This window comes from Streptomyces sp. NPDC034103, assembly GCF_055575395.1.
Window position 1 is genome coordinate 192,661 of the sequence record NZ_JBVISS010000014.1, and the last position, 26,979, is coordinate 219,639.

At 70.2% G+C, this 26,979-nt stretch carries 19 protein-coding genes and 1 pseudogene; 11 read left to right on the plus strand and 9 right to left on the minus strand.

The window, feature by feature from the left end; genetic code table 11:
* Positions 1–133: 133 nt before the first annotated feature.
* From whiA to uvrC, 4 genes are read right to left on the minus strand one after another with little or no spacing between them, the layout of a single operon-like run.
* Entirely contained in the window at positions 134–1,123 is a 990-nt protein-coding gene (whiA, locus tag ACZ56U_RS30360; RefSeq protein WP_362261733.1) for a DNA-binding protein WhiA, read from the minus strand.
* Complete coding sequence (locus ACZ56U_RS30365) at positions 1,114–2,181, minus strand: gluconeogenesis factor YvcK family protein (RefSeq protein ID WP_469087152.1); 1,068 nt, start codon at positions 2,179–2,181, stop codon at positions 1,114–1,116. Before ACZ56U_RS30365 ends, whiA begins: the two co-directional genes overlap by 10 nt.
* The gene (gene rapZ / locus ACZ56U_RS30370; RefSeq protein ID WP_469087153.1) at positions 2,178–3,137 is read right to left on the minus strand and encodes an RNase adapter RapZ; all 960 of its coding nucleotides are present in this window, start codon (positions 3,135–3,137) and stop codon (positions 2,178–2,180) included. The genes ACZ56U_RS30365 and rapZ overlap by 4 nt, the downstream gene beginning before the upstream one ends.
* A complete protein-coding gene (gene uvrC / locus ACZ56U_RS30375; RefSeq protein ID WP_469087154.1) occupies positions 3,134–5,260 on the minus strand; it encodes an excinuclease ABC subunit UvrC in 2,127 nt (708 codons plus the stop codon). The genes rapZ and uvrC overlap by 4 nt, the downstream gene beginning before the upstream one ends.
* A gap of 547 nt (positions 5,261–5,807) precedes the next feature.
* Between uvrC and ACZ56U_RS30380 the strand changes: the two genes are divergently transcribed.
* From ACZ56U_RS30380 to ACZ56U_RS30390, 3 genes are all read left to right on the plus strand, one after another.
* Positions 5,808–6,764, plus strand: coding sequence for a hypothetical protein (locus ACZ56U_RS30380; protein ID WP_469087155.1), 957 nt, complete (start codon positions 5,808–5,810; stop codon positions 6,762–6,764).
* Positions 6,765–7,113: 349 nt separating this feature from the next.
* The gene (locus ACZ56U_RS30385; protein WP_469087156.1) at positions 7,114–8,379 is read left to right on the plus strand and encodes a LacI family DNA-binding transcriptional regulator; all 1,266 of its coding nucleotides are present in this window, start codon (positions 7,114–7,116) and stop codon (positions 8,377–8,379) included.
* The gene (locus ACZ56U_RS30390) at positions 8,360–9,271 is read left to right on the plus strand and encodes a carbohydrate kinase family protein (RefSeq protein WP_469087157.1); all 912 of its coding nucleotides are present in this window, start codon (positions 8,360–8,362) and stop codon (positions 9,269–9,271) included. The genes ACZ56U_RS30385 and ACZ56U_RS30390 overlap by 20 nt, the downstream gene beginning before the upstream one ends.
* A gap of 160 nt (positions 9,272–9,431) precedes the next feature.
* Here the strand turns inward: ACZ56U_RS30390 and uvrA are convergent, their stop codons facing one another.
* Positions 9,432–12,524, minus strand: coding sequence for an excinuclease ABC subunit UvrA (gene uvrA / locus ACZ56U_RS30395; protein ID WP_469087158.1), 3,093 nt, complete (start codon positions 12,522–12,524; stop codon positions 9,432–9,434).
* 224 nt (positions 12,525–12,748) lie between these two features.
* Here uvrA and ACZ56U_RS30400 point away from each other — a divergent pair, with 224 nt between their 5' ends.
* Together ACZ56U_RS30400 and ACZ56U_RS30405 are read left to right on the plus strand one after the other, a co-directional pair.
* Positions 12,749–13,435 (plus strand): maleylpyruvate isomerase family mycothiol-dependent enzyme, encoded by a 687-nt coding sequence (locus ACZ56U_RS30400; RefSeq protein WP_469087159.1) that lies wholly within the window; start codon positions 12,749–12,751, stop codon positions 13,433–13,435.
* A 76-nt stretch (positions 13,436–13,511) separates the two neighbouring features.
* Complete coding sequence (locus ACZ56U_RS30405; protein ID WP_469087160.1) at positions 13,512–14,162, plus strand: MBL fold metallo-hydrolase; 651 nt, start codon at positions 13,512–13,514, stop codon at positions 14,160–14,162.
* A 601-nt stretch (positions 14,163–14,763) separates the two neighbouring features.
* On the opposite strand, the gene ACZ56U_RS30410 is transcribed toward ACZ56U_RS30405, so the two are convergent.
* On the minus strand, positions 14,764–17,964 hold the full coding sequence (locus ACZ56U_RS30410; RefSeq protein WP_469087161.1) for an RHS repeat-associated core domain-containing protein: 3,201 nt from the start codon (positions 17,962–17,964) through the stop codon (positions 14,764–14,766).
* A 332-nt stretch (positions 17,965–18,296) separates the two neighbouring features.
* Complete coding sequence (locus ACZ56U_RS30415) at positions 18,297–18,704, minus strand: hypothetical protein (protein WP_469087162.1); 408 nt, start codon at positions 18,702–18,704, stop codon at positions 18,297–18,299.
* 538 nt (positions 18,705–19,242) lie between these two features.
* Here ACZ56U_RS30415 and ACZ56U_RS30420 point away from each other — a divergent pair.
* From ACZ56U_RS30420 to ACZ56U_RS30435, 4 genes and pseudogenes are all read left to right on the plus strand, one after another.
* Positions 19,243–19,446: pseudogene (locus ACZ56U_RS30420) on the plus strand (hypothetical protein); the annotation flags it as partial.
* Positions 19,447–19,990: 544 nt separating this feature from the next.
* Complete coding sequence (locus ACZ56U_RS30425; protein WP_469087163.1) at positions 19,991–20,878, plus strand: ABC transporter substrate-binding protein; 888 nt, start codon at positions 19,991–19,993, stop codon at positions 20,876–20,878.
* On the plus strand, positions 20,875–21,771 hold the full coding sequence (locus ACZ56U_RS30430) for an amino acid ABC transporter permease (RefSeq protein ID WP_469087164.1): 897 nt from the start codon (positions 20,875–20,877) through the stop codon (positions 21,769–21,771). Before ACZ56U_RS30425 ends, ACZ56U_RS30430 begins: the two co-directional genes overlap by 4 nt.
* Positions 21,768–22,526: an amino acid ABC transporter ATP-binding protein gene (locus tag ACZ56U_RS30435; protein WP_469087165.1), complete on the plus strand. Its 759-nt coding sequence runs from the start codon at positions 21,768–21,770 to the stop codon at positions 22,524–22,526. The genes ACZ56U_RS30430 and ACZ56U_RS30435 overlap by 4 nt, the downstream gene beginning before the upstream one ends.
* Positions 22,527–22,613: 87 nt before the next feature.
* On the opposite strand, the gene aroQ is transcribed toward ACZ56U_RS30435, so the two are convergent.
* A complete protein-coding gene (gene aroQ, locus ACZ56U_RS30440; protein ID WP_469087166.1) occupies positions 22,614–23,087 on the minus strand; it encodes a type II 3-dehydroquinate dehydratase in 474 nt (157 codons plus the stop codon).
* 103 nt (positions 23,088–23,190) lie between these two features.
* Here aroQ and ACZ56U_RS30445 point away from each other — a divergent pair, with 103 nt between their 5' ends.
* Together ACZ56U_RS30445 and ACZ56U_RS30450 are read left to right on the plus strand one after the other, a co-directional pair.
* Positions 23,191–24,237, plus strand: a complete 1,047-nt coding sequence (locus ACZ56U_RS30445) for a S66 family peptidase (protein WP_469087167.1) — start codon at positions 23,191–23,193, stop codon at positions 24,235–24,237.
* A 62-nt stretch (positions 24,238–24,299) separates the two neighbouring features.
* On the plus strand, positions 24,300–25,613 hold the full coding sequence (locus tag ACZ56U_RS30450; protein ID WP_469087168.1) for an MFS transporter: 1,314 nt from the start codon (positions 24,300–24,302) through the stop codon (positions 25,611–25,613).
* A gap of 212 nt (positions 25,614–25,825) precedes the next feature.
* Here the strand turns inward: ACZ56U_RS30450 and ACZ56U_RS30455 are convergent, their stop codons facing one another.
* Complete coding sequence (locus ACZ56U_RS30455; RefSeq protein WP_469087169.1) at positions 25,826–26,926, minus strand: calcium:cation antiporter; 1,101 nt, start codon at positions 26,924–26,926, stop codon at positions 25,826–25,828.
* Between the last annotated feature and the right edge of the window lie 53 nt (positions 26,927–26,979).

The following is a 26,979-nucleotide window of genomic DNA, read 5'->3' on the forward strand; positions in this document are numbered from 1 at the left end:
GTTGGTCCGCCACAGCAGCGAACAGATGCCAGGCTCATGACAGTTCATGATCCAGTCAAGGGGTCCTCACACACACGCGAAAGCCGGTGCCGTCACTCCAAGGGAGCAGCGACACCGGCTTTCTGAGAGCGGATCAGCCCACGAGGTTGTCGGCCATCTCCTCGGTGAGGCTCGATTCCGTGCCCGGGATGCCGAGGTCCTGGGCCCGCTTGTCGGCCATGGCCAGCAGTCGGCGGATACGGCCCGCGACGGCGTCCTTGGTCAGCGGCGGGTCGGCGAGCGCGCCCAGCTCCTCCAGGGAGGCCTGCTTGTGGTCCATGCGCAGGCGCCCCGCGGCCGCGAGGTGCTCGGGGACCTCCTCGCCGAGGATCTCCAGCGCGCGCTGGACCCGGGCTCCGGCGGCGACGGCCGCGCGGGCCGAGCGGCGCAGGTTGGCGTCGTCGAAGTTGGCGAGACGGTTCGCCGTCGCGCGCACCTCGCGGCGCATCCGGCGCTCCTCCCAGGCCAGCACCGACTCATGGGCGCCGAGCCGGGTGAGCAGCGCGCCGATCGCGTCGCCGTCCCGGACGACCACCCGGTCCACGCCGCGCACCTCGCGGGCCTTCGCGGCGATGGAGAGCCGGCGGGCCGCGCCGACCAGGGCGAGCGCGGCCTCCGGACCCGGGCAGGTCACCTCCAGGGAGGAGGAGCGCCCCGGCTCGGTCAGCGAGCCGTGCGCCAGGAAGGCCCCGCGCCAGGCGGCCTCGGCGTCGCAGGTGGCGCCGGAGACGACCTGCGGGGGCAGACCGCGGATCGGCCGGCCACGCCCGTCGACCAGGCCGGTCTGGCGGGCCAGCTGGTCACCGCCGGCGACCACGCGCACCACGTACCGCGAGCCGCGGCGCAGTCCGCCCGGTGCCATCACGATCAGCTCCGAGCTGTGCCCGAAGATCTCCAGAATGTCCCGCTTGAGCCGACGAGCCGCCATCGCGGTGTCCAGCTCCGCCTCGATCACGATGCGCCCGCTCACCAGGTGGAGGCCGCCGGCGAACCGCAGAATGGCGGAGACCTCCGCCTTTCTGCAGCAGGTACGGGTGACGGGGAGCCGGGAGATCTCATCCTTCACCGCTGCCGTCATCGCCATGGGCCGATCCTTCCATGCATCCGAAAAATACGGTCGTACGCGGCGGCCAACAGCTCCGGGTCGTGCCTCGGGGTTCCGTCGGGCCGGGCCACCGGGGCCAGCTCGACCGCGGCGCCGAGCCGCTTGGCGGCATCGGTCAGCGAGTCACGGTCGGGCACGGCGGCCTGGTCGGCCAGCACCACGTCCAGGGCGAGTTTAGGGGCGTGTCGTCCCAAAACCTCCAAATGACGCTGCGGGGAGAAGCCATCGGTTTCTCCGGGTTGCGGCGCGAGGTTCAGCGAGAGTACCCGGCGCGCCTTCGTCTGGGTGAGCGCGTCCAGCAGCTCGGGGACCAGCAGGTGCGGGATGACCGAGGAGAACCAGGAGCCGGGGCCGAGCACCACCCAGTCCGCGTCCAGGACGGCGGCCACCGCCTCGGGGACGGCGGGCGGGTCGTGCGGTACGACGTGCACGGACTGCACCTCGCCGGGGGTGAGGGCGACGGTGGCCTGCCCCCGGACGGTGTCCACGTCCTCGGGCCGCTCCGGGTCGTGCCCCTTGACCAGGGCCTGGAGTTCCAGGGGCACGGCCGACATGGGCAGCACGCGCCCGTGCGCGCCGAGCAGTCTGCCGACCAGGTCGAGGGCCTGGACGTGGTCGCCGAGCTGCTCCCACAGGGCGACGATCAGCAGGTTGCCGACCGCGTGATCGTGCAGGTCGCCCTGGGAGTGGAAGCGGTGCTGGATGACCCGGGACCAGGTCTGGCCCCAGTCGTCGTCGCCGCACAGCGCCGCCAGGGCTTTGCGCAGGTCGCCGGGGGGCAGCACACCCAGCTCGTCGCGCAGGCGCCCGCTGGAGCCGCCGTCGTCGGCCACGGTCACGACGGCGGTGAGGTCGCCGGTGATCCGGCGCAGTGCGGCGAGCGAGGCGGACAGGCCCATGCCGCCGCCGAGGGCGACGACCTTGGGCTGGGCACCGCGGCGGCGCGGCCTGGCGCCGCGGGCCTCCACGGGCCGGGTCGCGCGTCCCTCGGGCACGACCCGGCGCAGCCTGCTCAGCCGCGGAGAACGTCCGGTCATTCCCGTCCCATGTCCCGGTGTACGACCACCGTCTCCACGCCCTGGGAGGCGAGTCGGGCGGCGAGCTTCTCGGAGGTGGCGACGGAGCGGTGCTTGCCGCCCGTGCAGCCGACCGCGATCGTCACGTACCGCTTGCCCTCGCGGCGGTAGCCCGCGGCGATCAGCTGGAGCAGCTCGGAGTAGCGGTCGATGAACTCCTTCGCGCCGGGCTGGTTGAAGACGTACGCCGACACCTCCTCGTTGAGGCCGGTGAAGGGGCGCAGCTCCGGGACCCAGTGCGGGTTGGGCAGGAAGCGCATGTCCACGACCAGGTCGGCGTCCACGGGGAGGCCGTACTTGAAGCCGAAGGACATGACGGTCGCCCTGAGCTCGGGCTCCTCCTCGCCGGCGAACTGGGCGTCCATCTTGGCGCGCAGTTCGTGGACGTTGAGGCTGGAGGTGTCGATGACCAGGTCGGCGTCGCCGCGCAGCTCGCGCAGCAGCTCGCGTTCGGCGTCGATGCCGTCGACGATGCGGCCGTCGCCCTGGAGGGGGTGCGGGCGGCGCACCGACTCGAAGCGGCGGACCAGGGCCTCGTCGGAGGACTCCAGGAAGACGATCCGCCGGGTGACGTGCTTGGCCTCGAGGTCGGCGAGGGACTCGCGCAGATTGTCGAAGAAGCGGCGGCCCCGGACGTCGACGACGACCGCGATCCGGGCGACATTGCCCTGGGAGCGGGCGCCGAGCTCCACCATGGTGGGGATCAGCGCGGGCGGCAGGTTGTCGACGACGAACCAGCCGAGGTCCTCCAGACACTTGGCGGCGGTCGACCGGCCGGCCCCGGACATCCCGGAGATGATTACCAGTTCGGGGATGGCCACGTCGGGGATCCCGGCGTTGTCGGTGGTCGCGCCCGTGCTCACCTGTGCTCCGTCTCCGGTGTGGCTCTGTTGTCCGTCGTGCTCGTTCACATTCATGTCTCCTGCCCCCGTCGTTCGTCCGGGGTGCCCGCCGTCACGGGCTCCCCTGTGGAACCCATGGTGCCGGGTTCCTCTTCCATGATCTCTCCAGTAGCTGTGTTCACCGCGGGTGCGGCCGGTGCCGCCTGGGCGAGGGCCACGGCGATGGTCTCAGCCGTTTTGCGGCCTATGCCGGGTACCTCGCAGATCTGGTCGATGGTGGCAGAGCGAAGTTTCTTCAACGAGCCGAAATGTTTCAGAAGCGCCTGCTTGCGCGTCTCCCCGAGCCCCGGGACGTCGTCGAGGGGGCTGGCCCGGAACCGCTTGCCCCGCTTGGTGCGCTGGTAGCTGATCGCGAAGCGGTGAGCCTCGTCACGGACCCGCTGGAGGAGATAGAGGCCCTCGCTGGTGCGGGGCAGGACGACCGGGTCGTCCTCCCCCGGCAGCCACACCTCCTCCAGGCGCTTGGCGAGACCGCAGACGGCGATGTCGTCGATGCCGAGCTCGTCCAGGGCCCTCTTGGCGGCCGCGACCTGCGGCTGCCCCCCGTCGACGACGACGAGCTGGGGCGGGTAGGCGAACTTCTTGGGGCGGCCGTTGTCCTCGGTCAGGGTGTTGCCGGCGGCGTCCAGGGTGTCGCCGAGGGAGCCGCCTTGCGCGGAGCCGTCCGGGAAGCCGGCCGGGGGGTCGACCCGGGAGTCGACCTGGGAGGAGCCGTCGTCCACCCACTCGCCGGTCTTCTCCTTCTCGGCGATGTACCGCCGGAAGCGGCGGGTGATCACCTCGTGCATGGAGCGGACGTCGTCCTGGCCCTCGAAGCCCTTGATCTGGAAGCGGCGGTACTCGCTCTTGCGCTGCAGACCGTCCTCGAAGACGACCATGGAGGCCACGACGTCGTCGCCCTGAAGGTGCGAGATGTCGTAGCACTCGATCCGCAGCGGGGCGCTGTCGAGGTCGAGGGCCTCGGCGATCTCCTCCAGGGCACGCGAGCGCGTGGTCAGGTCGGAGGCGCGCTTGGTCTTGTGCAGTCCGAGAGCCTGAAGGGCGTTGCGCTGCACGGTCTCCATGAGGGCCTTCTTGTCGCCCCGCTGCGGGATGCGCAGGGAGACGTTGGACCCGCGGCGTCCGGTGAGCCACTCCTGGACCGGCTCGACGGGATCGGGCAGCGCGGGGACGAGGACCTCCTTGGGGACGGAGTCGCCGGTCTCCTCGCCGTAGAGCTGCTGGAGGGCGTGCTCGACGAGGGCGCCGGTGGTGATCTCCTCGACCTTGTCGGTGACCCAGCCACGCTGACCGCGCACGCGTCCGCCGCGGACGTGGAAGATCTGCACGGCCGCTTCGAGCTCGTCCTCGGCGATCGCGATGAGGTCGGCGTCGGTCGCGTCGGCGAGCACGACCGCGTTCTTCTCCATGGCCTTCTTCAGGGCCTCGATGTCGTCGCGCAGGCGGGCGGCCCGCTCGTACTCCATCTCCTCGGCCGCCTCCATCATCTGCTTCTCCAGGCGGCGCAGGTACGTCCCGGTCCGGCCGGCCATGAAGTCGCTGAACTCCTCGGCGAGTTCCCGGTGCTCCTCGGCCGAGACCCGGTCGACGCAGGGCGCCGAGCACTTGCCGATGTAGCCGAGCAGGCAGGGGCGGCCGGTGCGGGCGGCGTTCTTGAAGACGCCGGCCGAGCAGGTGCGGACGGGGAAGACGCGCAGCAGGAGGTCGACGGTGTCGCGGATCGCCCACGCGTGCGCGTACGGCCCGAAGTACCTGACACCCTTCTTCTTGTGACCGCGCATCACCTGCACGCGCGGGAACTCCTCGTTCATCGTCACCGCGAGGTACGGGTAGCTCTTGTCGTCGCGGTACTTGACGTTGAACCGGGGGTCGTACTCCTTGATCCAGGAGTACTCCAGCTGCAGGGCCTCGACCTCCGTGGACACCACCGTCCACTCCACGGACGCGGCGGTGGTCACCATCGTGCGCGTGCGCGGGTGCAGGCCCGCCAGGTCCTGGAAGTAGTTCGCCAGGCGTTGGCGCAGGCTCTTCGCCTTTCCGACGTAGATCACCCGGCGGTGCTCGTCACGGAACCTGTACACCCCCGGAGAGTCCGGGATCTGTCCCGGCTTGGGGCGGTAGCTGGAGGGGTCGGCCATGTCTCACACCCTACTGGCGGGCGCTGACACTCCGGCGAGGCTGTGGACGACGCCGGGCACCGGGTCCGGCCGAGGAGGGCCCACGTCAGGGAGCGTCCGAGGCCGCGGCCGGCCGGGGTCCGTCACGCGGCCCGCCTTCCCGTACCCCGGCGGACCTCCAGGAGCGTGAGCACGGCGACGACCTCGCGTTCACGGCAGCTGTCGGGGGACGGCGGGGCGGGTGGGCGCTGCGGTAGCGGGGCGGCGGGGCGCCGCGCTGCGGCAGGGGGTCGGAGCGCTGCGCTGCGGCAGCTGGTCGGCGGCGCTGCTGTAGCGCGTCCCGAGGGCGTCGAGCCGGCCCCTCCCGGCACATCCCGGCCAGGAGTGCGCGGCTGTTGGGCATGAGGTGTTGTCGGGACTTGGTCAACACGCTTCAATGCGGGGGAACTCGGGGCCGTGAAGAACGGCTTACGGATGTGAAGACGCCCCCACACAGCCAGGGCGGCCCCGGTGCGAATCCGCGCGAACGGTCTGACCAGCCGTCGTGAACACACAGAAAGGCCCCTGCATGCCGCACGCCACACAGCACGGGGACGTCTCCGCCGTCGCGGACACCGAACTGGACACGGCCCTGCGAGGCGGCCCCTTCCACGTCGCCCTGCGGGCCGCGATCGCCGCCCGGGGACTGCCGCTCCAGCGCGTGCAGCACCATCTGTCGCGCTACGGGGTCAAGGTCGGCGTCACGAGCCTGAGCTACTGGCAGCAGGGGGCGCGGCGCCCGCAGCGCCCGGAGTCGCTGCGCGCGGTGCGGGCGCTCGAGGAGATACTCCAGCTGCCGGAGGAGTCGCTGATACGGCTGCTGGCCGAAGCCGACGCCCACTCCTCCGGCCAACGCCCCGCCGTCCGCTCCTACCGGTCCCTCATCGAGGCCTCCGGCGCCCTGGAGCGGCTGCTGGCCGAGCTCGACTCCCCGCCTGACGGCGGGCTGCACACCCTCGGCCACCACGAGCGGGTACGGATCGGCGCCCGCCGGGAACTCCTCGGACGCGAGTCCCACCACATCGTGCGCGCCTACAAGGACGGCGTCGACCGTTTCGTGGCCGTCCACCACGGCGACCCGGGGTGCGCGCCGGAGCGGATGCAGGTGCACGCCCTGGAGAACTGCCGCACGGGCCGGGTCCGCCTCCACCACGGCACCGGTGTCCTCGTGGCCGAGTTGCTCTTCGACACCTGGTTGCGGGCCGGCGACACCTACCTGTTCCGCTACGGCGTCGAGGACGGCACCGCCGGCGTCTCCCGCGAGTACGTCCGAGGCTTCGGGCCCTCCGGCGGGCAGTACGCGCTCCAGGTGCGCTTCGACGAGAACGCCCTGCCCGCACGCTGTCACCGGTTCACCCAGCACTCCGCGGCGGCCCCCCGCAGCGGTCGCCAGGACCTGGCCCTCACCGGGACCCACCGCTCGGTGCACATCGTCGAGCCGCGCGTCCGGACAGGGATCGTGGGGATCGGCTGGGACTGGGAGTAAGGGGGCGTGCGGGGCCGGGGATGAGGCGGGGACAGGCTCAGAACAGTCAGGCAAGGGGGCGGGGCGCGCCGAGGGAGTGAGGCGGGGGTCGGCGGCGTGCCAAGTGCGCGGGCAGGGGCGGCAGGCGCCCAGGGAACAGGGGAGGCCCCGTGTGACATGGGGCTCGACCCGCATCGAGAGGCCAGGCGGGGGTCACCCGCCCCGAGAGGCCGGACGGGGGTCACCTGCGATCAGCACGGCGGGCCGGAGCCTGGGCCTACTCCAGGCCGCGTAAACGCTTGCGCAAGCGTTTACGTCCGGTGCCGGATGAGGTACGTTCCGGGCCTGGAAGAGATCCGGAGGGGGCTTCATGCCGACCATGGCCGACGTGGCCCGCCGCGCGGGCGTGTCCGTGGCGACCGTGTCGCACGTCCTCAACGACACCCGGCCGGTGCTGCCCCGGACCCGCCAGGCCGTGCTGGACGCCATCGATGAGCTCGGCTACACCCCCAACACCCTCGCCCGCTCACTGGTGACCTCCCGAACCCGCTCGATCGGGCTCGCGGTGTCGGCGATCAGCAATCCGTACTTCACGGAGATCCTCCAGGGCGTCGAGGCCGAGGCCCTGGCACACGGCTACAGCCTGCTCATCGCCGACCCGCACGACGACCCGGCCCATGAGCGCAAGGTCGCCCAACTGCTGCACGAGCGACGGGTGGACGGCATGATCGTCGCACCCTCCGCGGATCCCGCCGAGCTGCTTTCGTATCTCGGCCGCCATCGCGTACCCACCGTGCTCCTCGACCGGGTCGTCGACGCCGAGCCCCGCTTCGACCAGGTCTGCGCCGAGAACACCGCGCCCACCAGCGAGCTGGTCGCCCATCTCGCCGGGCTCGGCCACCGGCGGATCGGGCTGGTGGCGGGACTGGCCGGGCTCAGCACCAGCAGCGAGCGGATCGCCGGCTACCGTGCCGCGCTCGCGGCCACCGGGCTGCCCTACGACGAGGGGCTCGTGGTCCACGGCGACTCCGCGTCGGCCGGCGCCGAGCGCGCCACCGCCGCCCTGCTGTCCCGCGCCGATCCGCCGACGGCGCTCGTCACCGCCAACAACGCGATGACCATCGGCGCGCTGCGCGCCCTGCGCGACCACGGGGTCTCCGTGCCCGGCGACATCGCGCTGTGCTGCTTCGACGACTTCGCCTGGGCCGACCTCTTCTCCCCGCGGCTCACCGCGATCGCCCAGCCCAGCAGGGAGATCGGGGCCCAGGCGGTGCGAGTGCTCCTGGAACGCCTGGCCGATCCGGACCGGCCCGCCCGGACGGTGCGGCTGCCCTGTGCGTTCGTGCATCGGACGTCGTGCGGATGTCCGGAGGGGGCCGGGGCGTCCGAACGGCGGCCGTCCGAAGGGGGCGGAGTGCCCGAGGGGACTTCGGTATCCGAAGGGGCCAGGGCGCCCGAAAGAGCCGGGGTGCCCGAAGGAGCCGGGCTGTCCGAGGTCCAGTCGCGCGGGGACGCCGTGGGCTCCGAACTCCGACCGCCCGAGGGGGAGTTGTCGCCGCCCTCATCCATGGCCGCGCCGCCGCGCGGTCCCGCAAGTGCGAGAAAGGAATCCGCTCGTGATCGTCGTCGCCGGTGAGGCCCTCATCGACCTGGTACCGCAGGGCACGGGAGCCCTGGCGGGGCTGACGCCGGCGCTCGGCGGTGGCCCGTACAACACGGCCGTCGCTCTCGGTCGGCTCGGCTCCGCCACCGCCTTCTGCTCCCGTACCTCCTCCGACGCGTTCGGCGAGGCGCTGCTCGACGGGCTGCGGCAGGCCTCGGTGGACGTGTCGGGAGTGCAGCGCGGTCCGGAGCCGACCACCCTGGCGGTCGCCACGATCGACGCGAGCGGGTCGGCCGCCTACTCCTTCTATGTCGAGGGCACCGCCGATCGCCTGTTCACGGCCCCCTCGGAGCTTCCCGCCGGCACGCGCGCGGTGTCCTTCGGTACCTGCTCGCTCGTCCTGGAGCCGGGGGCCGGCGCCTACGAGAAGCTGCTGCGGACCGCGGCCGAGCAGGGCGTGTTCACCGCGCTCGACCCGAACATCCGGGCCGGGCTCATCCCCGATCCGGACGCCTACCGGGCCCGGTTCAAGAGCTGGCTGCCCTCGGTGTCACTGCTCAAGCTCTCCGAGGAGGACGCGCTGTGGCTGGGGGGCACACCGCGCGAGTGGCTCGAGGAGGGGCCCTCGGCCGTCGTGATCACACGGGGCGGTGACGGTCTGACGGCGTACACGCGGGACGGCTCGGTGCACTCCGTGCCGGGCGAGAAGGTCGACGTCGTCGACACGATCGGGGCCGGCGACACCGTGAACGCGGCGCTCCTGCACGCTCTGTCCGCCCAGGACGCCCTGTCCGCCGAGGCGCTCCTGGGACTGGGCGCCGACGGCTGGACAAGGCTGTTGCGATACGCGGCGCGGGCAGCCGCGATCACCTGCTCCCGGGCAGGGGCGGAGCCGCCGTACGCCTCCGAACTCGGGACCTGGTAGGAGACGTTCGGCACCTTCGCCGATTCCACTGTTCAGGAGTCAAGGTGCGGTGCAGCCGCAGGGAACGGGCGGCTGATCTTGCAACGACCGGCGCCCCGCGGGGAGTTCCCACGGGGCGCCGAACTTTTCCGGATTTCTCGGGATCCGTTCCCGACAGACCTCAGGCCTTGCGGGCCCGCGTCGCCTTCTTGGCGGTAGCCGCCTTCTTCGTGGCACCGGCCGTCTTCTTGGCCGCCGCCGTGCCGGTGGCACGCTTGCTCGCGGTCGACTTGGCGGCGGTCGTCCTGCTCGCCGCCGTCTTGGCCGTGACCGTCTTGGCCGTGGCCGTCTTCTTCGCCGTCGACTTGGCCGCGACCGTCTTCCTGGCCGCCGTCTTGCGCGGGGCCTTCACGGAAGAGGCGTCGCTGATCCGGTCGGCACCGAGGACCTCCCGCAGGAACTTGCCGGTGTGGCTGGCGGGGACCCCGGCGACCTCCTCGGGGGTGCCCTCGGCGACGACGAGGCCGCCGCCGGCGCCGCCCTCGGGACCCATGTCGACGATCCAGTCCGCCGTCTTGATCACGTCGAGGTTGTGCTCGATGACGATGACCGTGTTGCCCTTGTCGACCAGACCGGAGAGGACCTTCAGCAGCTTGCTGATGTCCTCGAAGTGCAGACCGGTGGTCGGCTCGTCCAGGACGTAGACCGTGCGGCCGGTCGAGCGCTTCTGGAGCTCGCTGGCGAGCTTCACGCGCTGGGCCTCACCGCCGGACAGTGTGGTCGCGGACTGGCCGAGACGGACGTAGCCGAGGCCGACGTCGTTGAGCGTCTTGAGGTGGCGGTTGATCGCCGGCACGGCCTCGAAGAAGTGCATGGCTTCCTCGATGGGCATGTTCAGGACCTCGGCGATGGACTTGCCCTTGTAGTGGACCTCCAGGGTCTCCCGGTTGTACCGGGCACCGTGGCAGACCTCGCACGGGACGTAGACGTCCGGGAGGAAGTTCATCTCGATCTTGATCGTGCCGTCGCCCGCGCAGTTCTCGCAGCGGCCGCCCTTGACGTTGAAGGAGAAGCGGCCCGGCATGTAGCCGCGGACCTTCGCCTCGGTGGTCTCGGCGAACAGCTTGCGGACGTGGTCGAAGACACCGGTGTACGTCGCCGGGTTGGACCGCGGGGTGCGGCCGATGGGCGACTGGTCGACGTGCACGACCTTGTCGACGAGGTCGTCGCCCTCCACGCGCGTGTGGCGTCCCGGAACGCTCCTCGCGCCGTTCAGCTCGCGCGCCAGGTGCGTGTACAGGATGTCGTTGACCAGCGTGGACTTGCCGGAGCCGGAGACGCCGGTGACCGCGGTGAACACACCGAGCGGGAACGACACGTCGATGTCCTGGAGGTTGTTCTCCCGGGCCCCGTGCACCGTGAGGCGACGGGAGGGGTCCTGCGGGCGGCGGATGTCCGGCAGCGGGATCGCCTTCCTGCCGGACAGGTACTGCCCGGTCTGCGACTCCTCGTTGGCCAGCAGTTCCTTCAGGGAGCCGCTGTGCACGACCTTGCCGCCGTGCTCACCGGCGCCGGGGCCGATGTCGACGATCCAGTCGGCGACCTTGATGGTGTCCTCGTCGTGCTCGACGACGATGAGCGTGTTGCCCATGTCCCGCAGCCGGACCAGGGTCTCGATCAGCCGGTGGTTGTCGCGCTGGTGCAGACCGATGGACGGCTCGTCGAGGACGTACAACACGCCGACCAGCCCGGAGCCGATCTGGGTGGCGAGGCGGATGCGCTGGGCCTCACCGCCGGAGAGGGTGCCGGACGCGCGGTTCAGCGACAGGTAGTCCAGGCCCACGTCGACCAGGAACCGCAGCCGCTCGTTGACCTCCTTCAGCACTCGCTCGGCAATCTTCTTGTCGCGGGCGTTCAGCTTCAGCTCGCCCAGGAAGTCCGCGCAGTCGCTGATGGACATGCCGGAGACCTCGGCGATCGACTTCCCCATGATGGTGACCGCGAGGACGATCGGCTTCAGTCGGGTGCCCTCACAGGTGGGGCAGGGCACCTCTCGCATGTAGCCCTCGAAGCGCTCCCGGCTGGCGTCGCTCTCGGACTCGCTGTGCCGGCGCTTGATGAAGGGGACGGCGCCTTCGAAGGGCGTGGTGTAGACCCGCTCGCGGCCGTACCGGTTGCGGTAGCGGACCTCGATCTGGGTCTTGTGCCCGTGGAGCAGGGCCTTCTTGGCGCGCTGCGGCAGGCCCGCGAAGGGGATGTCGGTCCGGAAGCCCAGCGCGTCCGCGAGGGCGCCGACCAGGCGGCCGAAGTAGTCCTTGGTGTGCCCGTGCGACCAGGGGTGGATGGCGCCCTCGTCGAGGGACTTGTCCTCGTCCGGGACGATCAGCTCCGGGTCGACCTCCATGCGCGTACCGATGCCGGTGCACTCGGGGCAGGCGCCGAAGGGCGAGTTGAAGGAGAAGGAGCGGGGCTCCAGCTCCTCGAAGGACAGGTCGTCATAGGCGCAGTACAGGTGCTCGGAGTACATGCGCTCGCGCTCGGGATCGTCCACGGGCAGGTCGACGAAGTCGAGCACGACCATGCCGCCGGACAGGCCGAGGGCCGTCTCCACCGAGTCGGTGAGGCGGCGCTTGGCGGTGTCCTTCACGGTGAGGCGGTCGATGACCACCTCGATGGTGTGCTTCTCCTGCTTCTTCAGCGTGGGCGGGTCGGAGAGCTGGATGGTCTCGCCGTCCACGCGCGCGCGGCTGTACCCCTTGGTCTGGAGGTCGGCGAAGAGGTCGACGAACTCGCCCTTGCGCTCGCGCACCAGCGGGGACAGCACCTGGAAGCGGCTCCCCTCCGGCAGCTCCAGGACCTTGTCGACGATGGCCTGCGGGGACTGGCGCGAGATGGGCCGGCCGCACTCGGGGCAGTGCGGCTTGCCGATGCGCGCGAAGAGCAGGCGCAGGTAGTCGTAGACCTCGGTGATCGTGCCGACCGTGGAGCGCGGGTTGCGGGAGGTCGACTTCTGGTCGATGGAGACCGCGGGCGACAGGCCCTCGATGAAGTCGACGTCCGGCTTGTCCATCTGGCCGAGGAACTGGCGGGCGTACGAGGAGAGCGACTCCACGTAGCGCCGCTGGCCCTCGGCGAAGATCGTGTCGAAGGCCAGGGAGGACTTGCCCGACCCGGACAGGCCCGTGAAGACGATGAGCGAGTCACGCGGCAGGTCGAGCGAGACGTTCTTGAGGTTGTGCTCGCGCGCGCCACGGACGATGAGACGGTCGGCCACGCCGGTCCGCACCTTTCTTGAGAGTGGTGACAGGGGCGAGGCCCCCGTGTCTTCTCACACTAGGGGGAGCCACTGACAACGCCGGTCGGATTCCCGAATGGGACAACAATCCCGGACCATCCAGCATGCCCGACGCCGCTCCCGACCATATAGCACGTGCTTTCGATTAACGGCACCGCTTCACCACCTTCACCCAAAGGTGTGGCGGGACTAATGTCAGCAGCATGATTGATCACGCGCATGACCTGGCGTCTGTACGTGACGCGACGGAACGGCTGCTCACCGCAGCCGCCAAACTGGACAACGCGTCTGTGACCAAGCCGTCACGACTTCCCGGCTGGACCCGCGGCCACGTTCTCGCCCACCTCGCCCGCAACGCGGACGCCCTCGTGAACGTCCTGGAGGGCCGCCCCATGTACGTCAGCGGCGACGCCCGGGACGCCGACATCGAGCGGGACGCCCCGCGCCCCCTCGACGTGCAGCTCGCGGACGTCCGGGACAGCGCCGCCCGCTTCCAGGAGGTGGGAGCCGTCCCCGCCGACTGGTCGCGCGTCGTGCAGCTGCGCAACGGGGTCACCGACGCCGCGGCGCGGGTGCCGTTCCGGCGCTGGGTGGAGGTGGAGCTGCACCACGTGGACCTCGGCATCGGGTACGAGCTGGAGGATCTTCCGGCGGAGTTCATCCAGCGGGAGATCGAGTTCCTGGCCGACCGCTTCTCCGGTCACCCCGACGTACCGCCGACCCGCCTCACGGACGGCACGCACGCGTGGACCACGGGCCGGGTCGCGGAGGCCCTCGTGGTCACGGTGACGGGCTCCCCCGCCGACCTGCTCGGCTGGCTCGCCGGGCGCCGGGACGGCTCTCCCCTCGGTGTCGAGGGCGGCCGTCTGCCGGACCTCCCGCCGCTGTAGGACCGGCCCTCGCCAGGGAGGGCCGACGGGACACCTCGACAGCCCTCCCCCGCCCCGCCCGCTATAGGCTGCCGCCATGACGTACAGCGGACAGGTGACGGTCGGCGGCCCGGCGCACGTGCACGAGCTGAAGGACCTGATGATCACCAAGATCGCGGTCGGCCCGATGAACAACAACGCCTATCTGCTGCGCTGCCGGGCCACAGACGAGCAACTGCTGATCGACGCGGCCGACGACGCGGAGGCGCTGCTCGGCACGATCGGCGCCGACGGCATCGCGTCCGTCGTCACCACGCACCAGCACGGCGACCACTGGCAGGCCCTCGCCCGGATCGTCGAGGCCACCGGCGCCCGTACGTACGCGGGCCGCGAGGACGCCGGCGGCATCCCCGTACCCACCGACGTCCTGGTCGACGACGGCGACACGATCCGGGTGGGGCACGTGGAGCTGACCGCGCGTCATCTCGTCGGCCACACTCCCGGCTCGATCGCGCTCGTCTACGACGACCCGCACGGCCATCCCCACGTGTTCACGGGCGACTGCCTCTTCCCGGGGGGGCCTGGGCGGACAACACGTCCCCAGGACTTCGAGTCGCTGATGTCGGGCCTGGAGGCGAAGGTCTTCGCACTCCCGGACGAGACCTGGATCTACCCGGGCCACGGCAACGACACCACACTCGGCGCCGAGCGGCCTCACCTCGGGGAGTGGCACAAGCGGGGCTGGTAGATCAGCGGCATCGCCGCCCTGGTGCTCTCAAGGAAATAGCCGCGTCTCTGGCAGTCGGTCGGAGCCGGCAGCCACCGCACAAAAGCGGTCAGCCGAAGAGCCCCGCACCCGCCGCGATCGCCGCCTGGACAGCGACATCGGCACCCGCCGCCGCAGCTGCGGGCAGGGCGGGCGTGACGATGCGCGCGATTCGACGAATGCGGCTGCTGAGTGCTCATGAAGGCCCGCCCTCAAGGTCATGTGGGAGAGGGCGAAGTTCATACCCAGGAATGTCGGCCGGACGCCGATGCGGCCGGGGATGCGCTCTACGGCGAGGAGGTTCTCGGCCTCAAGGAAAGCGCGCCGCCGGGTACGAAGATGGAGGCAAACCCCAGCGCTTGGCCGCCGTAGCTGAGCCGCCCCCGGCCGAGAGTCGGCCGGGGGCTCCCGTGTGTAGTGGCTGTACCAGATCAGAGCGTCTCGTTACTTCTTTTCACGCTTGAGTCGCCAGTAGAGCAGGGCGAATGCCACCACCATGACTATCGCTCCGAGGATGACGGTGGCTGCTGTGTTGTCCTCGAACCCGATGCCCACTACCGCTAGGTCCACTTGTTTTCACCTTTCAGAGCCATCCGCCCGTTATTCCTGCACCGCCGAAGTAACCCAATGCGGTGTATCCGAGGTCAACCCCCAGGCCTGTTTTTCCCCCTATACCAGCCAGCTTTGTCGCGGCTCCGACGCCACCCGTCCCTAGTCCCAGGATTCCGACCGCTGCAGTTTCCCCTGCAGAATTGCCCGATGCGATGGACCCCGCAACACTCAAGCCGGTGCCCACTGCGGCCGCTCCGATTGCCACGGGCGCCGATACCGGGGCCAGGGCGACAAGTCCAACTACGGTTCCTGCCAGGCCGAGTCCTTCGCCCAGTGAAAGTAGTCCGCTGGGGTCGGTGCGGTTGATGGGGTCTCCGGCGGCGTAGGCGTAGGGGTTGCTTTCCTTGCCGGAGGGGTCGGGCTGGGTGAAGCGGCCGAGCTGGGGGTCGTAGTAGCGGGCGCCCATCTTGTACAGGCCGCTGGGGTCGAGGTAGGTGCCGGTGTAGCGGTAGGGCTGGTTGGTGCCGGTGGTGGTGCGGGCCTCGCCGTAGGGGCCGTAGCTGTAGGTCGCGGTGCGCTTGCCGGAGGCGTCGACGAGGCCGATGACGCTGCCCTGGACGTCGGTGAGGTAGTACTGGCTTGCCCCGCCGGTGGTCATGGCTGTCAACGTGCCCGACGGTTCGCGAACGAAACCGGTGGCATTCTCGCGCGTCATGCCCGTCGCGGCGTTGGTGAAGGTCGAACTGCCGCGCGTGAGGCGGTCGTTGTGGTCGAGTCCGGCGTAGGTGTAGTTCGAGGCAGCGCCCGAGGCTGTCAGGTCGGACAGCTGGGTGAAGGGTGTCCACTGGCCGCTCGTACGGGTACCGGTGGGAGAGGCCGCTGAGGTCTCGTTGCCGTCGCCGTCGTAGGAGAAGCTCGTGTTACCACCAAGGGAGGTCAGTTCGCCTGCGTTGTTGTACTCGCGAACGGACTGGGCGTTGTCGCAGGCGGGCAGGCTGGTGCCGGTGGAACGGCCGGTCATGTTGCCGGACTTGTCGTAGCAGTAGGCCCAGCCGGCGGTGGTGGAGCCGTCCTTGGTCTCCACGGCCTTGGTCAGGCGGCCCTTGGAGTCGTAGGTGTAGGCCAGGGCGGCGCCGTCCGTGGTCCGCTTGTAGATCTTGTCAGTGTCCTTGCCGGACTTGTCGTAGTCGTAGGTGATCGTGGACAGGACGGTGGAGCCGTTCTTGACCTCGATCTTCTCGGCGCGGCTGGACTTGTCGTAGTCCGTCTTCTGGACCGTTCCGCCGGGGTAGGTCGTGGTGGTGCGGTCGCCGTTCTTGTCATAGTCGTAGGTGGTTGTCGCGCCGCCCGGCTGCGTGAGGGTGGCCAGCTGGTTGGCGTCGTTGTAGTCGTACGTGGTGGTGCCGCCCGGATCGGTGGTGGTCTTCACGTTGCCGGCGGCGTCGTAGGTCACCGAACTGGTACCACCGGCGGGCAGGGTGCGGATGCGTTCGCGGTTCTGCTCGTCGTAGGTGTAGCTGCTGGTGCCCGCCGGGGTGGTGCGCGTTTTGATGTTGCCGTCGGCGTCGTAGGTGAAGGTGGCGGTCTTGCCGTCACTGGTCTGGGTCTTGAGTCGGTCGCGCTTGTCGTAGGTGTAGACCGTCTTCACGCCGCGGCCGTCGGTGACAGTGTCGGTGCGGCCCAGATCGTCGTAGGTGTAGGTGATGTCCTCCTGTGCGGAGGGACGGTCGACCTTGGCCAGGTTGCCCTTGGAGTCGTAGGTGAACGACGTCTTGTGGTCCTCGGGGTCGGTGGCCGAGCAGCGCTGGCCGGGCAGCCCCCCGCAGTCCATCGCTCCCGACTTCGGGTTGTAGTCGTAGGTCCACTTCGCGCCGTCGGAACCGGTGGTGGTGTCGGTCTGCGACATCATGTTGCCCGAGGTGTCATAGCCATTGGTGACCTTGTCGCCGCTGGCGGAGGTGAGGGTCTCGGGGTAGTGGCCGCCGGCCTTCTGGGTCCAGGCCATCGTGGACTGCGCGCCGGTGGGCTGGGTCGCCGACTTCGGATTGAAGGAGTCGTCGTAGTCGAACTTCACGGTGTTACCCGGAGTCGATCCGACCCCCATCCCGTCGACCGCGCTGGTGACATTGTTGTCCGGACCCCACGACTTGGAACGCTCGTGGCCCAGCGGGTCGGTGGTCTTCTTCACTCGCCAGCGGGCGTCGACCGTCTTCTCGGTGTTCTTGCCGCGCGGGTCGGTGATCCGGACGACACCCTCTCCCTCGCTGCCGGGCTGCGGGAGGATGTAGCGGAAGGCGGTGGTGGCACCGGTTCCGGCGGTCTTGTCGACGACGCGGGTGATCGAGGCGAGCCGGTTGGTGCCCCAGGTGAAGCGGGTCTCGCGGCCCTCCGGGGTGGTCACCTTCGTCATGCGGTGCGAGGTGTCGTAGTCGAAGACGGTGGTCTTGCCGTCGGTGTCGGTGAACGTCTTCAGATCGTCCCCGGACCACGTGTAGGTGGCGAACCGACCGGTGTTGTCAGTGACCTTGGTGATCTGCTGGCCGTCGTTGCCGAAGGTCAGGGTGCGGCCGGAGGCGGCGGTGATCTTCGAGGTGAAGGCGCCGGAGTAGGCGATGGTGGTGGCGTTGCCGTTCTTGTCCTCGACCTTGCTCACCCGTGCGTCCCCGGTTGTGCCGGAGCGGGTGAAGGTGGTCTTCTGCCCGTTGTTGCGGGAGGTGAGCGTGAAGGACTTCTTGTCCGAGGACTCGGTCAGGTCCTGCTTGTAGCCGGGGGCCGGGGTGAAGTTCGAGCCGTCCCGCTCGAACACGGCGATCGTGCTGGAGGGGCCCTGCACGTACACCGACGTGGTGTTGGGCTCGTGGATCAGGTAGTCACTGCCGGTCGTCGCCTTCCAACTGGTGTTCAGGCCGTTGTAGGCGTGCCCCAGCGACAGGCCGGGGCCGGCGTCGGCGATGTCGAAGGCGTTCACGCTGACCAGCAGGTTGCCGTTGCCGTAGTTGACCTGCGCACCGACCGAGTCCGAGAGCGGGGCCTCGTGGAACTCCGACCACGGGACCTGGCCGATCCCCAGGCCCTGGAAGGTGGACTGCAGGATGCCGGCCGTCACCAGCTCGCGGTCCTTGCCCGCGACCCCGATGGGCGTGCTTCTGGGCGCCTTGGTCTGCCCCACGGGGGAGGACGAGTTCGGCTTCGGAGACGGTTCGTCGAGGCCGGGCGACGCTGACGCCTGCATGGGTAACAGAGCAAGTAACAGTGCCGCGCCGGTGGTTGTGGCGACTGCGGCGGTGGAGACGGTACGTCTGCCGCGTCTGATGCCGCTTCTGGGCGCCTTGTTTTCGGGCATGACGGAGTGCATGACGGTCTCTCCTTGGATCGTTGGATCGTTCGGGCCTTCACAGCCGGTTGACGGGAGGCAGACCTCGGCGGGTGGCAGCCGGTGGGCGGCTGTCACCCGCGCTCGGTGTCTGCCTTACGTGGCGACCCCGGCCCAGGACGACGCACTGGATCAGCGCGGGGCCGGCGGTTGGGCACCGCGTATCGAATCGACGGGCAGCCGCGATCGGGTCAGCAGCGCTTGGACGTCCTGGCGGAATAGCCGCCCTGCTCGTCGGCGATGGTCAGGGTGCCGTCGCCGGAGGTGCAGTCATCCACCGTGTCGGCGCCGTTGCCCCAGAACTCCTGGTTGTGCGTGTCGAACTCGGTGCGAGCGCCCAACAGCGTCTCGCGGTCGTAGGACCACACGCCGACCTGGACGTCGAAGTTGATCCCTTTGTCCAGGAACGACTTCCACACCCACACGTAGCCGTAGTTCTCCTTGCACTCGGGCGAGTAGAACTGCTTGACCGAGGCGATCTGCTCCGTACCCCGGTAGGCGTACGACGTCGTGCCGATCTGATAGGCGTCCGAGCACACACCGGCGGCCTGAGCACGTGCGGACAGCGGATTACCCGCCTCCACCGGCACAGATGACATGGGCGGCTGCCGGTCCGCCGGCGTCGGCCCCGCCCCCGCGGACGCGGTGCCCGCGCATGCCAATACCGTTGCGAATCCTGCCGCCGCCAGCGACAGCGTCCGGTGAACACGCTTCACGTGAATCCCTCCCCTGGGCATGCAGAATCGAACAACCAGCATGGTTCGATGCTGCATGAATGAAAGGCGCATTCCCCGATGCGCCTTCACATCATCCCTGCGAGACGGTGCGGACTACATAATTCCGCACTTCGATCACACACAGCTAAGGTAATCACATGCCGTTATCGAACGGATCTGGAATGCGTTCCCCTTCGAAACCAGGGTCAAGCCGCGTTCACGATTTGGAAAAGTGAAGGTGGTGTCCCTTGCTGTCTGAGCATCCACAGATGCCCCTCCAGTGGTGATGTGCCTCACATGAATGTTCGGGTAGCACCTGGGCACACGACGTTGTTTGATCGGCCGCTCACCGGGGCGGGTGCTCAGCGGAACGGATGCTCGCCGGGGCGGCCGACGGCGGTCCGTACGCGGGTGAGCTGCACCGGGGGGCGGCGGTGGCGTCCAGCGCCTGACCGACGCTCATGTTGGCGACGTTCGCGGCGGGTTGGAAGTCGTCGCCGACGTGAAGACGAAGATCTTCGACGCGCTGCCGGACGAGACGTGGGTCTACCCGGGCCACGGCAACGACACCACGCTCGGCGCCGAACGCCCCCACCTGCCGGAGTGGCACGCGCGCGGGTGGTGATCCGCGGGACAGGCGGCGCACACGCACGCCTGTACGCCAACCGCGGGACGACCGACCGCAGGCCCGGCGCGTAGCCGCTGCCGGCCGCCCGGCACACGGCACACGGCACACGGCACACGGCACACGCCCAGCGTGGAACCTCCCTGCCCCTCCCACCCGGCACGTGTCCCCCTCGCACGCCCCGTATGCAACGCGCCCACACATGCCACCCCTTCGCGCCCCCGGCGTGCACCCCTTCGCACGCGCCCCGCGTAGACCGCCCACACGCGCCCCGTGTGAACCGATCGCTCGCGTCGGCGCCCCGCGCACGCTCCCGGCGCACATCGTTGCGCGGTCAACTGGTGACAGCCCCGCACAGGAAGACGGCTCCTGCGCGGCACGGGCCGCCGGTCTTCCGATCCCCGCCCTCGGCCGGCGGCCCCGGCGACGCGCCAGAGGGGCGTTCACAGGGGGCGTTCACAAGAACGCAACACCTGTTCCCAGTATGCGGACAGATCCCGTCGTGACCTCGACAAACGGGGCGACCGGCTGTCAATCTCCCGCCATGCACCTCGCCCCTCGCACACTGCGCCGCGCTGTCGCCGCCGCGACCATAGCCCTGCTCGCCACCGCCGTAGGCTGCGCCCCGCAGCCCGAGGAGGACTCGGCCGCCACGCCCTCGGGGTCGGCGGCCGGCACCACGTGCGCCAAGGGCAAGCTGGCCACCGAGACCTCCGGCAAGCTGACGATCGCCACCGACGAACCGGCCTACGAGCCCTGGTTCAAGGACGACAAGCCCGCCAACGGCAAGGGGTTCGAGTCCGCGGTCGCGTATGCCGTGGCGGAGCAGCTCGGTTACGACAAGAGTGCCGTCGTCTGGCAGAGCGTGCCGTTCAACAAGGCGTTCGCGCCCGGGGAGAAGACGTTCGACTTCGACATCAACCAGGTGTCGATCAGCGCCGAGCGCAAGAAGGCCGTGGACTTCTCGTCCGGCTACTACGACGTGCGCCAGGCCGTCATCGCCCTCAAGGGCACCAAGGCGGCGAAGGCGACGAGCATCGCGGACCTCAAGGGCCTCAAGCTGGGCGCACAGGTCGGCACGACCAGCCTCAACTACATCGCGGACGTGGTGAAGCCGACCCAGGAGGCCGCCGCCTACGCCAAGAACGACCAGGCCAAGTCCGCGCTGAAGAACGGCCAGGTGGACGCCATCGTCGTCGACCTGCCGACCGCGTTCTACATCACCGCGGCCGAGGTGACGGACGCCGAGATCGTCGGGCAGTTCGAGAACCAGGGCGGTACGCCGGAGCAGTTCGGCCTGGTCCTCGACAAGGGCAGCCCGCTGACCTCCTGCGTGACCGAGGCCGTCGACACCCTGCGCGAGAGCGGCACCCTGGCGAAGATCGAGCAGCAGTGGCTGTCCGACGCCGTCGACGCCCCGGTGCTCAAGTGACGCTCACGAAGGACGAGTCGGGCGCGTCGTCGCCGGACCCGGGGGACTCGTACACGCCCTCCGAGCGACGGCTCGCGCGGGAGCGCCACCAGCGCGCCCGCTCCCGTCGGGCCACGGCGCTCGCCGCCCTCTCGACGCTCGTCACGGCTGTGGTGCTCTACCTGGTCGTCGTCAACGCGCCCGGCTGGCCGCGCACCAAGGAGACCTTCTTCGACGCGGAGTACGCGCGCGAGGCGCTCCCCAAGGTCCTCGAAGGGCTGTGGCTGAATCTCCGGCTGCTGCTGATCTGCGGCGTGGCCGTGCTCGTCCTCGGCATGCTCATCGCGATCGCTCGCACCCTGCGCGGCCCGGTGTTCTTCCCGCTGCGCGTGCTCGCCGCCGCCTACACGGACTTCTTCCGCGGGCTTCCGCTCATCATCAACCTGATGATCGTCGTCCTCGGCGTGCCGGCGCTCCGGCTCCAGGGCGTGACCGTCGACCCGGTGCTGCTGGGCGGAACGGCGCTGACGCTGACGTACTCGGCGTATGTGGCCGAGGTGTTCCGCGCCGGCATCGAGTCCATCCACCCCTCGCAGCGTGCGGCGGCCCGCTCGCTGGGCCTCTCCAGCCGGCAGACGCTGCGGCACGTGGTGCTGCCGCAGGCGGTACGACGCCAGGTGCCGCCCCTCCTGAACGACCTGGTGTCGCTCCAGAAGGACACCGGCCTGGTGTCGATCGGCGGCGCGGTGGACGCCGTGCGGGCCGCCGACATCATCGTGGGCCGCAGCCTCAACTACACGCCGTACATCGTCGCGGGCCTGGTCTTCGTCGCGCTGACCATCCCGATGACCCGGTTCACGGACTGGGTGACGGCCCGGATGGACCGGCAGCGGGCCCAGGGAGGGACCACATGAGCGACGCGGACGCACCGGTGCTGCGGATGGAGTCCGTCCGCAAGACGTTCGGTGGCTCGGTCGTCCTGCGGGACGTGGACCTGGAGGTCGCCCCGCACACGGTGACCGCGCTGATCGGCGCCTCCGGTTCCGGCAAGTCCACCTTGTTGCGCTGCGCCAACCTCCTGGAGGAGATCGACGACGGGGCGATCTGGCTGGACGGCGAGGAGATCACCGATCCGCGGGTCGACCAGGACGCGGTGCGCCGCCGTATCGGTGTGGTCTTCCAGGCGTACAACCTCTTCCCGCACATGACCGTGCTGGAGAACATCACGCTCGCCCCGCGGCGGGTGCACGGGGTCTCCCGCGCGGAGGCCGAGGAGCGCGGCAGGGAGCTGCTGGAGCGGCTCGGGCTCGGCGGCAAGGCGGGCGAGTACCCGGACCGGCTCAGCGGCGGTCAGCAGCAGCGGGTCGCGATCGTGCGCGCGCTCGCCGTGCGCCCCCGGCTGCTGCTGCTCGACGAGATCACCGCCGCCCTCGACCCGGAGCTCGTGGGCGAGGTGCTCACCGTCGTCCGCGACCTCAAGGACGACGGGATGACGATGGTGCTGGCCACGCACGAGATGGGCTTCGCGCGTGACGTCGCCGACCAGGTTTGTTTTCTGGACGGAGGCGTGGTGCTGGAACACGGGACGGCCGAGCAGATCTTCGGCGACCCGCGGCAGGAGCGCACGCAGCGCTTCCTTCGGCGGATCGTGGAGGCGGGGCGCCTGTAGGTGGGGCGCGGCGCCTGTAGGTGAGGCGGGGCGCCTGTAGGTGGAGCGGGTGGCGCCGGTAACAGGCGCCCTCCAGGAGGACGGGGCTTACCCCTCGGCCTGTCCCGCCCCCGCCAGCGCCGCCACCCGCTCCACGCCGAACGCGTATCCCTGCACGCCACAGCCCGCGATGACGCCGTCGGCGCGCAGGGAGACGTACGAGTGGTGCCGGAAGGACTCCCGCTGGTGGATGTTGGAGATGTGGACCTCCAGCACCGGCAGTCCGTCACAGGTGTTGAGTGCGTCCAGGATCGCGACCGACGTGTGCGAGTAGGCGCCGGGGTTGATGACGACCCCGCAGTGGTTCAGACGCGCCTCCTGGATCCAGTCGACCAGCTCGCCCTCGTGGTTGGACTGCCGGAAGTCGACGGTGCCGCCGTGCGCGGCCGCCGTCTTAGCGCACAGGGCCTCCACGTCGGCGAGCGTGTCGGAGCCGTAGATCTCCGGCTGGCGCTGACCGAGCAGGTTCAGGTTGGGGCCGTTGAGGATCATGATCGGGGCGTTGGCCAGGGTGCGGGGCACGGTTCCTCCGGTCCGGTGAAGGGTGGGCGATCGCGTGAGGACCGCTGCTCGGACCCGGTTTATCACGGTGCGCCGACGCGGTGATCGCCCCTACCCTCCTGCAATGACGACGATCTCGTACCCGCCCAAGCCCGTGCCCGGCGACCGTATCGCGGTCGTCTCCGCCGGCGCCGGCCTGCCCGGCCTCTTCCCACGCCCGTACGAACTGGGCCTGGCGCGGCTGCGCGAGGAGTACGGTCTCGAGCCCGTCGAGTACCCGACGACCCGCAGGATGGGCGCGAGCCCGCAGGAGCGGGCCGCGGACCTCAACGCCGCCTTCGCCGACCCGGACGTCAAGGTGGTCATGGCCTCCATCGGCGGCGACGACCAGATCACCGTGCTGCCCTTCCTGGACCGGGAGTTGATCCGGGCGAACCCGAAACCGTTCTTCGGGATGAGCGACAACACCAACCTGCTGATGTACCTGCGCAACACGGGGATCGTCGGGTACCACGGCTCGACGGTGATGTGCGAGCTGGGCCGCCCCGGCGCCATGCACCCGCAGACCGCCGCGAGTCTGCGGGCCGCTCTGTTCACCTCCGGCGAGTACGAGTTGCGGCCCGCCGACCGCTGGAACGACGTCAACGGCGACTGGGCGGACCCGGCGACGTTCGACGCGGAGCCGGAGAGCAAGCCGGGCACCGGCTGGACCTGGGTCAACGCCGACCGCGTGGTCGAGGGCCGGACGTGGGGCGGCTGCCTGGAGATCGTGGGCTGGCTGCTGATGGCCGACCGCGAGATCTCGCACGATCTGGGCGAGTACGACGGCGGTGTGCTGCTCCTGGAGACGTCGGAGGACATGCCCAGCGCCAACGAGGTCTTCTGGACCCTCAGGAACATGGGCGAGCGCGGGCTCCTCCAGCGGTTCTCCGCGCTGCTGATGGGCCGCGCGAGGACATGGTCCTTCGAACGGCCCAACGGTCCCGAGGACGCGGCTCGTTACGCTGCCGACCAGCGCGAGGCCGTGCTGCGCGCCATGCGGGCGTACGCCCCCGAGACCCCGGTCGTCCTCGACGTCGACTTCGGCCACACCGACCCTCAACTGGTCATTCCCTACGGCGGTCTTGTCCGCGTCGACGGCCCCGCCCGGCGCATCACCGTCACGTACTGAGCCTGGAGGCCCGCCACCGCAGGCCCCCGTAACCCGTGGTGACCGTGGGTGGTTGACGCGGCATGCACGACGTACGCACCGTAAGGGCGCCTTCCATGCCGCGGCTCGCGGCCGCCTCGCTCGCCGGCACGGCCATCGAGTTCTACGACTTCTTCGTCTACGGGACCGCGGCGGCACTGGTGCTGGGGCCGCTGTTCTTCCCGACGTTCTCGCCGCTCGCGGGGACACTGGCCGCGTTCGGCACGTTCGGGGTCGGGTTCGTCGCCCGGCCGTTGGGTTCGGTGCTGTTCGGGCACATCGGGGACCGGCACGGGCGGCGGCCGGTCCTCGTCGCCTCGCTGTTGCTGACCGGCGGCGCCACGGTCGCGGTGGGCTGTGTACCGACGTACCACTCGATCGGGGTGGCCGCTCCCCTGCTGCTGCTCGTGCTGCGGTTCCTGCAGGGCCTCGGCCTGGGTGGGGAGTGGGGCGGAGCCGTACTGCTGACGGCCGAGCACGCGCCACCCGAGCGGCGCGCCCTGTGGTCGAGCTTCCCGCAGATCGGCCCCGCGGTGGGCTTCCTGCTCGCCAACGGTGTGATGCTGGTGCTGTCGGCGACGCTGACCGAGGCCCAGTTCGCCGCCTGGGGGTGGCGAGTGCCGTTCTGGGCGGCCGGGGCGCTGGCCCTGGCCGGGCTGTGGCTGCGCTCCTCGCTCACCGAGAGCCCGAGCTTCCTCGAGCTCGACGACCACGCGCGCGTGCCGCTCGTCGAGGTGGCGCGCCACCACTGGCGGCTCGTCCTGCTCACCGCCGGCGCGCTCGCGGTCGGGTACGCGATCTTCTACGCCGTCACGACCTGGTCCCTCGCCTACGCCACGGAACGGCTGGAGGTGGGCCGTACCGTGATGCTGGCCTGCATCATGGCCGCGGTCCTGGTGAAGGGCTCTCTCACGCCGGTGGCCGCGCTGCTCGGCGACCGTTACGGGCGGCGGCCGTTGTGTCTGGCCGGGTGTGCGGCGGCGGCCGTGTGGATGTTCCCGATGGTGGCCTTGCTGTCGACGGGTGAGCCGCTGCTGATGTTCGTGGGATTCCTGGGCGCCCTGCTCGCGTTCGTCACGATGTTCGCGGTGATCGCCGCGTATCTGCCCGAGCTCTACGAACCGCGGGTGCGCTGCACGGGCGCAGCGGTCGGCTACAACCTCGGCGGGGTCCTCGGGGGCGCGCTCACGCCGATCGTGGCGACAGCTCTCGCCGAGCAGGGCGGCCGGGTGCCGTGGGGCGTGGGGGCGTATCTGACGGGGGTCGCGCTGGTGAGTCTGGGCTGCTTCGCGCTGTTGCCGGAGACGCGCCCCGTGCCGGTGGTCGCCGCGACCGCGACGGAACCTGCCATGGATTGACGTCCGCCCAGAGGCTGATCGCGGCCGCCCCAGGGGTTGACCGAGGGCCGTCGCCGCCGGGGTCGACCGAGGCCGTCGCCGAGGGGCGCGATGACCCGGGCCGCGATCTTCGGTGCCAGGTCGGCGCCTGGCGATCGATCGTCGGCCCAGGGATCGACAGGGATCGACCGGCAGCACAGGGATGATCGTCGACCAAGGAGTCGATCGTCGGCCTAAGGGTTGATCGCCAGTTCCAGATAGGCCGCGAACAGCACCAGGTGCACGCCGCCCTGGAGTGGGGTGGCCCGGCCCGGGACCACTGTCAGGGAGCTGACCACCACGGTGAGGGCGAGCAGCACCATGTGGGTGGCGCCGAGGCCGAGGACGAGCGGCCCGTCCAGCCAGATGGAGGCCAGGGCGACCGCGGGGATGGTGAGGCCGATGCTGGCCATCGCCGAGCCGAGGGCGAGGTTGAGGCTGGTCTGCACGCGGTCGCGGCGGGCGGAACGCAGCGCGGCGATGGTCTCCGGGAGCAGCACCAGCAGGGCGATGATCACACCGACGACGGCGTGCGGCAGGCCTGCGGCCTCGACCCCGGACTCGATGGTGGGCGACACGCCCTTGGCCAGGCCGACGACCCCGACCAGGGCCAGGCCCAGCAGCCCGAGGCTGATCAGGGCGGTGCGGGCGGTCGGCGCGTCGGCGTGGTCGTCGGCGGTGATGACCTCGCCCTGGCGGGTGATCGGGAGGAAGTAGTCGCGGTGCCGCACGGTCTGCGTCGCCACGAACAGGCCGTACAGGACCAGCGAGGAGAGGGCGGCGAAGGTCAGCTGCACACCGGAGAACTCCGGGCCGGGCTTGCTCGTCGTGAAGGTCGGCAGGACCAGGCTCAGGGTGGCCAGAGTGGCGACGGTCGCGAGGGCGGCGCCGGTGCCCTCGGGGTTGAAGACGGCGAGGCCGTGGCGCAGGGAGGCGACCAGGAGGCAGATGCCGACGATGCCGTTGCAGGTGATCATCACGGCCGCGAAGACGGTGTCCCGGGCGAGGGTCGATCCTTTGTCGCCGCCATCCGCCATCAGGGTGACGATGAGGGCTACCTCGATGATGGTGACGGCCACGGCGAGGACGAGGGAGCCGAAGGGTTCGCCGACCCGGTGGGCGACCACTTCGGCGTGGTGCACGGCGGCCAGGACGGCGCCCGCGAGGACCAGCGTCACCAGGGCGACCATCGCGCCCGGAAGGTCGCGGCCCCAGGTGAAGGCCAGGAGCACGACCGCGAGCACCGGCACGAGCGCGGTCCACTGGGTGGTGAGCGCCCTGAGCCGATTGATCATGCAGCGATGATCGCAGAGGCACGTGGGCCCCGCACCCGGGTGGGACGGGGCCC